Here is a 9,155-nt window from a genome sequence, read left to right on the forward strand (position 1 = left end):
ACTAACGACGCATGCGCTCGATACGATCGCACACATGTATCCAGAAGCAGAATGCGAATTAACCCATAGCAATGCATTTGAATTGTTAGTTGCCGTCATTTTGTCAGCACAGTGTACCGATGCGCTCGTTAATAAAGTGACGCCAGGGTTGTTCGATAAATACAGACAGCCTGAAGACTACGTCAATGCCACGCAAGAAGAGGTGGAAGAAGACATTCGTCGAATCGGTCTGTTTCGTAACAAAGCAAAAAAACTTACGGAAGATGAGTGAATCGTTACTCGTTCATTATGGTGGTGAAGTTCCACAAGACCGCGATGAATTAATGAAACTTGCAGGCGTCGGGCGTAAAACAGCAAATGTGGTCGCTTCGGTTGCCTTTGATTTACCTGCAATTGCGGTCGATACCCACGTAGAGCGAGTGTCAAAGCGACTTGGTATTTGTCGATGGAAAGACTCTGTACTAGAAGTAGAGAAAACACTCATGGTAAAACTTCCAGAAGATCGTTGGTCACAAGCTCACCATCAATTGATCTTTTTTGGTCGATACTTTTGTAAAGCAAGAAACCCTCAATGCGAATCATGTCCACTATTAGACATTTGTCGTGAAGGAAAAAAAACGCGTGCCGGAGGAACAACGATGATGACAGCCGAACTACACAAGCTCGATGAATTAAAGCAGTCTTTACCTTTTGGTGAGCAAGAGTCATGGCGTCTTCAGCAGCTAGAGAACAAGCTCAAAGGTGAAGATGTTTTTTCTGTTGCGATTTGTGGGCATTTTTCAGCAGGGAAATCAACGCTCATAAACCAATTGCTCGGCGCAAATCTTTTACCGTCTAGTCCAGTTCCTACAACTGCTAACATTATGACGATTCAAGGCGGGGAAGAAACCGCAATTCGAGCGATTAAAAACAACGGTCAAGAAGAACAGTTTCAAGGTCATATTCCGTGGGAAAAACTTCAGCAACTGGCTCTTGATGGAGATGGTGTGAAAGAAATTGTTCTCACCTTACCTTTACCGTTTTTAAAACGGAAGGTGACCTTGGCAGATACGCCAGGAATGGATTCAACCGATCCAACGCACGGTCGTTACACAGCAAATCAGCTGTTAACGACTGATGCAATCATTTATGTGACCGATTACAATCACGTTCGCTCACAAACGAATTTACAATTTTTGAAGCAGTTGCAACGTGAAAACAAACCGTTTGTGATTGTTGTCAATCAAATCGATAAACATAACGACGATGAGCTATCGTTTTCAATTTTTAAACACGGATTGCTCGATATGCTTCAACGTTACGGTATAAAGCCAGTTAAAGTATTCACAACGAGTGCAAGAGCAAAAAAAACCACCCGTACAACGAGCTAGAGTCGTTTATCAATGAAACGCGTTCGTGGTTGTTTCATAGTGAAGCACTCATTGACCAATCCCAAAAGCGTATGCTAGAGAGCGCTGTTGAATCTTTACGCGATCGACTGTTTCAAGATCGTAGTGAACTCGATGATGATATTGCCAAAGAAATGGAACGAGCGGGCTATAGTGAAGACAATCAAAAACGCTACAACCATTTACAAAAAGAGCGTGCAGAAGTTGAAGGTAAGCTCCAAAAAGAATTGGAAAACGTAAAACAATTTTTTTACCGTTTTCTATAAACAAACGAACTTGTTCCCACATGACGTAACCGAGCGAATGAAAGAATGGTTACGCGTGATGGACCCGTCATTTAAAGTTGGCTTTTTCGGATCAAAGAAGAAAAAGAAAGAACTTCAAGATGAGCATTTCACAGCGTACTACGAACTCATAAAGGACCGTTTTGAAGCAGAAATTCGCCTCTACCTTTTGCAGCGCATTAAAAAAAGAGCGTCTGCCTGAAAATGTAGAAAAAATTGCAATCGACCGTTTCGAGCGAATGGAACTGCCGAGCGATTCTTCGTGGTATGAAAGCTTTATCAGTTCTGGTGAGAAAAATGATCAATACGTCTATCAATTGGCAAAACAGTTAAATCAGAGCATTTTAACGACGGTTAAACGCGATACCGAAGCGGTGTATGAAGCGTTGCTTGATCAGCTTGATGAACGTAAAGAGCGAGCCATTGAAACGATTGAAAAAGAACTCGCAAGTTATGAAGAACTTGAACAGATTGAAACAACGTTCGAGCAACGAAAGCTTGAAGTCAAAGAGCAGCTAGAAGTCGTTGAACAAAAAGCAGCAACGCTTGAAGATACGAGCGACTTTGAAGAGCAGATTCAAATGGCGTTCCAGAAAACAACAGGGTTAGCCGGCGTTAGTGAGGATATTCAAGTTACTGAAGCTACTCCTTTGAAGAAAGCAGACAAGGCAGAAGAACAAGCGACAGCTGACGTTTTGGCTCCACGTTATACGGTTCGTGACCAAAGCGATTACGAAGCGATCAAGGAAACGTTAGTTGCTCATCGTAATGAAGAAGTGGAGCATGAGAACCGTAAGGCACTTATTGAGCGTTTAGATGCCTTTTCAGACCGTACGTACTCAGTCGTCGTCGCAGGTGCTTTTAGTGCGGGAAAATCAACGTTCTTAAACGCTTTACTAGAAGCAGACTTAATGCCAAGTTCACCGCACCCAACGACCGCATCACTTACTGTCGTTAAAGCGCCAACAAAAGAGCTGCCGAATGAAACGGTGACCGTACAACTGAAATCACAAAAAGAATTAGAAGAAGAAGTCGAGCATGTTGCTTATTTGTGTGGAATGACACATACACTTGAATCGTTAAAGAATGCCGAAGGTCTCTCCATTCACAAAACCGATACGCTTGCTGAAAAGCAGTGGGTTGAGTATTTACGAGCGCTACAGATGGGTGTGAAAAAAAGACCATCTTGAGCCTGGGAGTATGCTACAATTATCGCTTAGCGATTGGCAGGAAATGGCAGTAGATGAATCAGAAGCATGTCTTATTGATTTTTCACACGTGTATTATCATTCAACGTGGACTGACGCTGGCTTTGACCTCATTGATACTCCAGGAGTACAAAGTGTTCACGAACGTCATACCCAACTGGCCATGAATGAAATTGCCAAGGCAGATGCGTTCTTGTATTTGATGTACTATCACCATGCATACTCAGATGCTGATGCTAAGTTCATGGAGAAAATTAAACAAATCCAGTCCCCAGATTATGTGCTCATCAATGCAAGTGATCTTGCACATGATGAAGCTGAACGAGAAGCTGTTGAAAGCCACGTCGTAGAGCAGCTTAAAACGAATGAACATCACGAATCAGTCGTCGTCTCAATTTCAAGTAAACGAGCGAGAATGAGTAATAATGAAGAAGGCATCGCTTCGTTTTTACGAGACTTTGATGAGCGTATGGAACCGAAGCTTCAATACCGTGCTCAAAAAGAGCTTGACGAACTTCTTGAAGATCATGCTAACCATTTGACGAAATGGATGCAATTTTTTTGAGCTTCCTAAAGAAGTTCGTGAAAAGCGGAAAGCGACATTAACGTATCCTGCTGCACAAAAGCAAGAGGAATTACAAACAGTAAAGGCTACGCTTGAAGCAGAAGATATGAATATTCGTTCGTTCGCCATTTATAGTCACAAACGTCTCGTACTACAATGGACGGATGAATTGAAAAAAACGACTTACACCAGCAGTCTTTCAAAGCGATCAAGCTCAAGAACGTGAAGAAAGCTTGCGAGAGGAGCTTGAGAAGTGGCTAGAAGACGTGTCAAAGTCTTGGCAAGAAAACATCGTACAAGAGAACAAACGTCTACAATCACTCTTCCATGAGCACGTGACACAGCTACAAAACGTAACTGTTAACACGACTGTCGAGTTACAAGCAGCAAAAACGTTAAAGTTAACCAATCGCTTAAAAGAAGTTAAAGTGAAAAAGAACTTCTTAACGGATGAGAAATCAAGCCAATGGTTAAGTCAACTGACCGAAGCGCTTTCTAAGCAATTAAAAGCTACACTAGAAGCGTATAGTGAACGAGTACGTGGCGAATGGAACACCCTCGTTACGAGTTATGTAGAAACATCAGAAAACGAAATCAAGAGAAAAAAAGCAAGAAAATGAACAGCAACTTCAAAAATGGCTGCTCGATACACCACCAACAGAAAGTATCGAACAAGAACGAAGTGCCATTCTAACGCACGTAAATAAATAAGTGAACAGCAGCGTAGGCGATGTCTATGCTGCTTTTTTATATTCACGAAAATAAAAAAGCCACTCTCCAAAAAAAGTTACTTTGGAGAGTGGCGTTGTCATTTTAACTTTTATTCGTCATTATCATCGTCTGAATCATCATCTTCTGGTGGTTCAGGTGTATCGTCTGTTTCGTCATCATCACTATCGTTGCCATCACCATCATTACCATCACCGGACTCATCGCCGTCTGTTGGTGGAGATGGTTCGTCTGGTGAGTCAGAATCGCCATCTTCAGGGGAGGTAGAATCTTCTTCATCGACAAGGTCTTCATCGATTTCCTCTTCCTCTTCTTCCTCTTCCTCAGGCTCTTCTTCTTCAACGGCTTCGGCTATTTCGACGCTCGTTTGTGCGGTGTCGAGCGGTTGACCGTTGCGAGTCGCGACGACTTCGAAATTATGGGTGCTTTCACGAGCGGGATCTGCGAGAATGAATTGTTGATCACTGCTCGATTGAACTTCGCTCATTTGTTCACCGTTAACGCCGTGACGTACTGTGAAGGTAACACCTTCCATTTCTTCTTCAGGGAAGCTCCAGCTTACGATGATTTGATTGTTGTCTTCATCAAATCCTGCTGTTAAGTCTGAGATCGCTGCTTCTACTTCAGGCTCAGGTGGTGTATCTGGTGTGTTACCACAAATGTAGAGTTCGCCACCTTGCTCACAAACTGAATCAGGTCGTGAGAAGTCAGAAACATCCATCTTGGTGTACTTCTTGCATGACAATCCGGAAGATGTGTCGGGCAATTTCATGCTCAGCTCCTGATAGATAACCGTCGTTGTTATTGGCGTATCCAGTCCAGATTGACGCAGTATATTCTGGGCTATACCCCGCAAACCAAATGTCTGGCACACCGCCTTGTGGGATGTTGAGACGGTTACGAGTGTCTGTATCAAAGTTCGATGTACCCGTTTTACCAGCGAGTGGTAATCCTTGTACGTTTGCTTGATTACCTGTACCTCGTGGATCTGTGAGTACACCTTTAAGCATGTCGGTCATCATATACGCTGTATAATCGTGCATCGCTCGATTCGGCTCTGGTGTTAAGTTGAGTTCACGTTCATCACGAAATACGATTTTTCGGATGCTGTGTGGCTCGTTATAGACACCGTCATTTCCGAAGGCGGCATATGCACCTGCAATTTTCTCACTTGATGTTTCAAAAGCACCAAGTGCGTGTGATTCGTAATAATTCTCAAAGTTAAAGCCTAGACGTTCTGCAAACTGGTGTGAGTTGTCAACGCCTGCTTCTTGATGTGCTTTGAGCGCTGGGATGTTTAACGACCGCACGAGCGCTTCACGCATCGTTACTTCACCACTATAGTTTCCAGAAGCGTTCGTAATCGATTGACCACTAGAATATTCATGGGTTCATCGACGAGTGTCTGACCGGTGCCCCAACCATGTTCTTCAATCGCAGGCCCAAAGTCCATAAACGGCTTCACCGTAGAACCTGGATGACCGTTACCACGACTCGCATAGTTGAATCCTGCTTCAATTTCTTCGCCGTGACGATCGCCCACCATCGCACGAATACCGCCGGTTTCATTATCTAACAATGTGAAACAACTTGGAATGAATCGTTGTCTGGATAGGAACTAATAAACTCATCAGTCTGAACGACACGCTCCGCAAATTCTTGTGCTTCTGGGTCAATCGTTGTGTAAATGTCAAACCCAGCTGCATAAAGATCACCGATAGAAAGGCCATCAATTTGTTCAATTTCATCACGAACGTGGTTCATAAATGAAGTATGACCGATCGTATCATCAGCTGGCGTATGATTAATTTGGTCGTGAATGGATGTGTTACGCGCTTCATCCGCTTCTTCACTTGAAATTAGTTCTTGGTCTTCCATCATGCCAATGATCAAATTTCTACGACTCTCAGCATTTTCTGGGTTGTCGATTGGATTGTAGTAAGAAGGACGTCTCGGTACTGCAGCGAGCACTGCTGCATCAGCAACCGTTAGCTCACTTAAATCTTCTTTACCGAACCAACGAATGGAAGCTTCACCAATTCCGTAAGCGTCAGAGCTAAAATAAATAATGTTTAAATACATTTCAAGAATCTCATCTTTACTGTACTGACGCTCTAATTGGAAGGCTAACCATTGTTCTTGAAGCTTTCTAGAGATTGTCTTGTCCGCGCTTAAAAATGCGTTACGAACAACTTGTTGTGTGATTGTACTTGCACCTTCAGAACCGAAACCACCAGTAATGTTGGCGACAACAGCTCCTCCGAGACGACGTACATCAATTCCCATGTGATCATAAAAGCGCATGTCCTCAACCGCGACAAAGGCGTTACTCACATGTTCTGGAATTTCTTCAATGGAACGGTAACTTCGTTTTTCGGCACCGTGTAATCGGCCGAGTTCGTTGTCGTTAACGTCGTATACGGTAGCCCCTTCAGCAAGCATCAGCTCTTCAGGATCTAACTCTGGTGCACCACTAATAATGGCAGCCGCAGTTGCACCTCCGGCAATTAGACCAACGCCCATGATTACGAATAAGCTAATTAGTATTTTTTTCCATATGGATTTTTTTTGCTTCGGTTTTTTGTTCTTTTGTTGCTTTTTGTTTCCTGATTGTTGCGCACGACGTTTTTCTGTTCTCGACGTGTATTCACTCATCGTACTTCCCTCATTTCTCAAAAACCTCAATGAATTTGTCGCTGTTCGCCGAAAAATGTTACACGTTCAGTCGAAATAATTGTTCCACAGCAGGCAAAAAGTCAATAGTAGGTAAAATGCTTGGGTTCACAAAGATTCCAAGAGTTGCAATGTCATCTTTTTTTATTGATTTACGATCGGTTTCTGCTTTAAGCTTCATAAAATCTTCGGCTTTTAACACATACGTTTCTTTAGAATGCGCAAACCGTAGAATTAAGAAAGCCAGGCCACCGTGTGCAGTGACTGCATTTAAATGCTCGATCTGATGATCATGAATGTTCTTCAGTGGAAACGATTGTTTTTGGTGGGTTTCTTTTGCTTCAAAATCCAAATGATAGCCTTTATAGATCCCATTGTAGTCTGTCGTAGACGCCTGGCGAAAGTAAGCTTCAGTAATTTTTGCTCGAGTTCGTTTCGGGTAGTCGACAGAAACTATTTGAACAGGAGTGGGTTTTTTATGGATCACCGCTTTTCCGATTTGTAAGTAATGATGGATGGAAGCGTTAAGGTCATCTTCAAGTGTCATGCCTCGGTTTGCATTTCCATCATCGGTTTTTTTTGATGTGGTCACTTTCTTTTCATACAACTTACCGTTTGGATAACGAAAAGCCAATTGAGAACAATCCTTTCCGTCTAATAAAAATTCAATCATTAATAATAGCATAAATAGAAGCTGTTACAAGGAAAAAGTTTTTAAGACATTCAATTTCATGTTAAAATTTCTATGAGTGACTGAGGTGAAAACATGAGTGAAAAGTTAATGAACATCGGGTTTGGAAATGTTGTTCCGAGTGATCGCATCATTTCTATTATACAACCCGATTCGGCACCAACAAAGCGTTTAATTCAACAATTTAGAGAGCGAAAGTTAGTCATTGACGCAACGAACGGACGAAAGACTCGAAGTATGATCTTATTAGATAGTCAACATATTGTCTTGTCTGCCGTTCAACCTGAGACGATTTCGCAACGGTTAACTGAAGATTAATCGCACAATTCTACAACTGCGCGTTCATTTTTGCGTTTTAAGAGAACTTTTGTAGAACAGAAAGCAGTTTTGTCAGCCTCAAAGGAAATGAGTTTTTAACCTTGAATGTTTGGAGTAAGCATATAGACGAGACGATGTTTGTCTAACCATTCAAGGGGGGTTGATTCTCTTATGAAACTCGCAAAAACACAGTACGTTGCTGATCAACTAAACGTGGCACCAAAGACGATCCAAAACTGGGTTCGTAAGCACGAAGTACCTGTAATTACAAATGACCGAGGTCATTATCTATATGACGTGTTGGCGATTGAGAAGCTAAGACAAGTGAAGGAACGGCAACTACCGGACCGAGAGCCTGTGTTGCAAGAACTTGCTACGATCAAACCATCAGAAGATGAGAAGACTTCAATCAAAGCATCGACACAAGAAGCAGAGAAGCGTATGGAAGATATTATTAAACGGTTAGATCATTTAGAGCGAATGATAGAGCAGAAAGCGGATGAAGTTGTGAGTTTTCAGTTGTTAAAGCACCGCACGGAATTAGATGATGTTCAACAATCAGTGAAAAGCATCGAAGACCAATTAACAGTCATTGAACATCAACAAGTTGAACAAGCGGAGAAGGAGAAAACGGTACAACCTAAATCACTCACTCCAAGAAAACGTCAGAGCATCTTTTCATTTAGCTAAATGATCACCAATTAAAAAAGGCACGGTGGTTGTTAATGAGTAAACAAATTCAAGAGCTGCAAACGACGTTACGATGTGACATGCAAAAAGCAAAAGACTTTCAGCAACGTCAAGCGAACGGAGAATCATTTGACTTTAAGGAAACGATCGTTCCGTTCGTAAACGAAGTCCAACAGCGCACAGAAGAGTGGAAAGAGCTTGTCCATCAATTTGTTCAAGCTGAACCGATGCAAACGTTAAACGCTACACAAGTTGAGCACACCTATGAGAATATGTATGTCATTCCAACGGAATCATTCCAAAAAAACGATGCGAGAGCAACGGTTTATTGAACGAATACAAGCCGTCTTTTACGTGCTAGACCTCGTCGAAGAAGAAATGCAAACAGCAAGCGAACGTTAGTCGAGTTTGAGTGACGTTTTAGATATGTACGTTGTATCTGAGATTCGGAAACACACTGAACGTTAAGTAGATCTGCTTAACGTTTTTTTGTATGGCGGCTTTTTAGTCTAAGTGTATGAGGCTAAAAAAAACCAACGTGTAACTTTTTCGTAGTCATCTATTTTTTTCTCACTGGAATGGTAGATGACTTTGGCTGGCAATTTACCA

Annotated in this window: 14 protein-coding genes and 1 pseudogene; 10 read left to right on the forward strand and 5 right to left on the reverse strand. The window is 42.2% G+C overall.

The genetic code is table 11. The features are described from left to right. Positions 1–34: 34 nt before the first annotated feature. The 7 genes and pseudogenes from nth to JCM19055_RS07345 all read left to right on the forward strand — a co-directional run. Positions 35–629: pseudogene (gene nth, locus JCM19055_RS07320) on the forward strand (endonuclease III); the annotation flags it as partial. Positions 630–638: 9 nt separating this feature from the next. After that, complete coding sequence (locus tag JCM19055_RS25265) at positions 639–1,370, forward strand: dynamin family protein (RefSeq protein ID WP_081833523.1); 732 nt, start codon at positions 639–641, stop codon at positions 1,368–1,370. A 29-nt stretch (positions 1,371–1,399) separates the two neighbouring features. Continuing rightward, the gene (locus JCM19055_RS07325) at positions 1,400–1,654 is read left to right on the forward strand and encodes a hypothetical protein (protein ID WP_042359209.1); all 255 of its coding nucleotides are present in this window, start codon (positions 1,400–1,402) and stop codon (positions 1,652–1,654) included. 37 nt (positions 1,655–1,691) lie between these two features. After that, a complete protein-coding gene (locus JCM19055_RS07330; protein WP_042359210.1) occupies positions 1,692–1,874 on the forward strand; it encodes a hypothetical protein in 183 nt (60 codons plus the stop codon). Between the two features lie 37 nt (positions 1,875–1,911). After that, positions 1,912–2,862, forward strand: a complete 951-nt coding sequence (locus tag JCM19055_RS07335) for a dynamin family protein (RefSeq protein ID WP_042359211.1) — start codon at positions 1,912–1,914, stop codon at positions 2,860–2,862. 10 nt (positions 2,863–2,872) lie between these two features. Further along, positions 2,873–3,445 (forward strand): dynamin family protein, encoded by a 573-nt coding sequence (locus tag JCM19055_RS07340; RefSeq protein WP_081833520.1) that lies wholly within the window; start codon positions 2,873–2,875, stop codon positions 3,443–3,445. Positions 3,446–3,678: 233 nt separating this feature from the next. Continuing rightward, positions 3,679–4,065 carry a hypothetical protein gene (locus tag JCM19055_RS07345; protein WP_042359216.1) on the forward strand — a complete coding sequence of 129 codons (387 nt, stop codon included), beginning with the start codon at positions 3,679–3,681 and terminating at the stop codon, positions 4,063–4,065. Between the two features lie 200 nt (positions 4,066–4,265). On the opposite strand, the gene JCM19055_RS27215 is transcribed toward JCM19055_RS07345, so the two are convergent. The 5 genes from JCM19055_RS27215 to recU are packed head-to-tail and all read right to left on the reverse strand — an operon-like array spanning position 4,266 to position 7,520. Continuing rightward, entirely contained in the window at positions 4,266–4,895 is a 630-nt protein-coding gene (locus tag JCM19055_RS27215; RefSeq protein WP_052366047.1) for a hypothetical protein, read from the reverse strand. Further along, positions 4,882–5,499, reverse strand: coding sequence for a penicillin-binding transpeptidase domain-containing protein (locus tag JCM19055_RS23140; RefSeq protein ID WP_052366048.1), 618 nt, complete (start codon positions 5,497–5,499; stop codon positions 4,882–4,884). Before JCM19055_RS23140 ends, JCM19055_RS27215 begins: the two co-directional genes overlap by 14 nt. Positions 5,500–5,501: 2 nt before the next feature. Next, positions 5,502–5,720, reverse strand: coding sequence for a hypothetical protein (locus tag JCM19055_RS23145; protein ID WP_152549799.1), 219 nt, complete (start codon positions 5,718–5,720; stop codon positions 5,502–5,504). A 26-nt stretch (positions 5,721–5,746) separates the two neighbouring features. After that, positions 5,747–6,829, reverse strand: coding sequence for a transglycosylase domain-containing protein (locus JCM19055_RS23150; RefSeq protein ID WP_052366050.1), 1,083 nt, complete (start codon positions 6,827–6,829; stop codon positions 5,747–5,749). Positions 6,830–6,887: 58 nt separating this feature from the next. Continuing rightward, positions 6,888–7,520, reverse strand: coding sequence for a Holliday junction resolvase RecU (recU, locus tag JCM19055_RS07360; protein ID WP_265181918.1), 633 nt, complete (start codon positions 7,518–7,520; stop codon positions 6,888–6,890). A gap of 93 nt (positions 7,521–7,613) precedes the next feature. On the opposite strand from recU, the gene JCM19055_RS07365 reads away from it, so the two are divergent. From JCM19055_RS07365 to JCM19055_RS07375, 3 genes are all read left to right on the forward strand, one after another. Next, positions 7,614–7,856: a DUF370 domain-containing protein gene (locus JCM19055_RS07365; RefSeq protein WP_042359220.1), complete on the forward strand. Its 243-nt coding sequence runs from the start codon at positions 7,614–7,616 to the stop codon at positions 7,854–7,856. 171 nt (positions 7,857–8,027) lie between these two features. Next, positions 8,028–8,546, forward strand: a complete 519-nt coding sequence (locus JCM19055_RS07370; protein WP_042359222.1) for a MerR family transcriptional regulator — start codon at positions 8,028–8,030, stop codon at positions 8,544–8,546. 35 nt (positions 8,547–8,581) lie between these two features. Beyond that, complete coding sequence (locus JCM19055_RS07375) at positions 8,582–8,878, forward strand: DUF1798 family protein (protein ID WP_042359224.1); 297 nt, start codon at positions 8,582–8,584, stop codon at positions 8,876–8,878. Positions 8,879–9,155 lie beyond the last annotated feature (277 nt).

Origin of the sequence: Geomicrobium sp. JCM 19055, assembly GCF_000698185.1 — a bacterium.
Taxonomy (GTDB): Bacteria; Bacillota; Bacilli; order Bacillales; family Marinococcaceae; genus Geomicrobium_A; species Geomicrobium_A sediminis.

Bases quoted from the DNA above. Each gene is read 5' to 3' on its own strand.
- JCM19055_RS25265 (WP_081833523.1), top strand. From the start codon at position 639: ATGATGACAGCCGAACTACACAAGCTCGATGAATTAAAGCAGTCTTTA.
- JCM19055_RS07330 (WP_042359210.1), top strand. From the start codon at position 1,692: ATGAAAGAATGGTTACGCGTGATGGACCCGTCATTTAAAGTTGGCTTT.
- JCM19055_RS07335 (WP_042359211.1), top strand. From the start codon at position 1,912: ATGGAACTGCCGAGCGATTCTTCGTGGTATGAAAGCTTTATCAGTTCT.
- JCM19055_RS07340 (WP_081833520.1), top strand. From the start codon at position 2,873: ATGCTACAATTATCGCTTAGCGATTGGCAGGAAATGGCAGTAGATGAA.
- JCM19055_RS27215 (WP_052366047.1), bottom strand. From the start codon at position 4,895: ATGGATGTTTCTGACTTCTCACGACCTGATTCAGTTTGTGAGCAAGGT.
- JCM19055_RS23140 (WP_052366048.1), bottom strand. From the start codon at position 5,499: ATGCGTGAAGCGCTCGTGCGGTCGTTAAACATCCCAGCGCTCAAAGCA.
- JCM19055_RS23145 (WP_152549799.1), bottom strand. From the start codon at position 5,720: ATGGTGGGCGATCGTCACGGCGAAGAAATTGAAGCAGGATTCAACTAT.
- JCM19055_RS23150 (WP_052366050.1), bottom strand. From the start codon at position 6,829: ATGAGTGAATACACGTCGAGAACAGAAAAACGTCGTGCGCAACAATCA.
- recU (WP_265181918.1), bottom strand. From the start codon at position 7,520: ATGATTGAATTTTTATTAGACGGAAAGGATTGTTCTCAATTGGCTTTT.
- JCM19055_RS07365 (WP_042359220.1), top strand. From the start codon at position 7,614: ATGAGTGAAAAGTTAATGAACATCGGGTTTGGAAATGTTGTTCCGAGT.
- JCM19055_RS07370 (WP_042359222.1), top strand. From the start codon at position 8,028: ATGAAACTCGCAAAAACACAGTACGTTGCTGATCAACTAAACGTGGCA.
- JCM19055_RS07375 (WP_042359224.1), top strand. From the start codon at position 8,582: ATGAGTAAACAAATTCAAGAGCTGCAAACGACGTTACGATGTGACATG.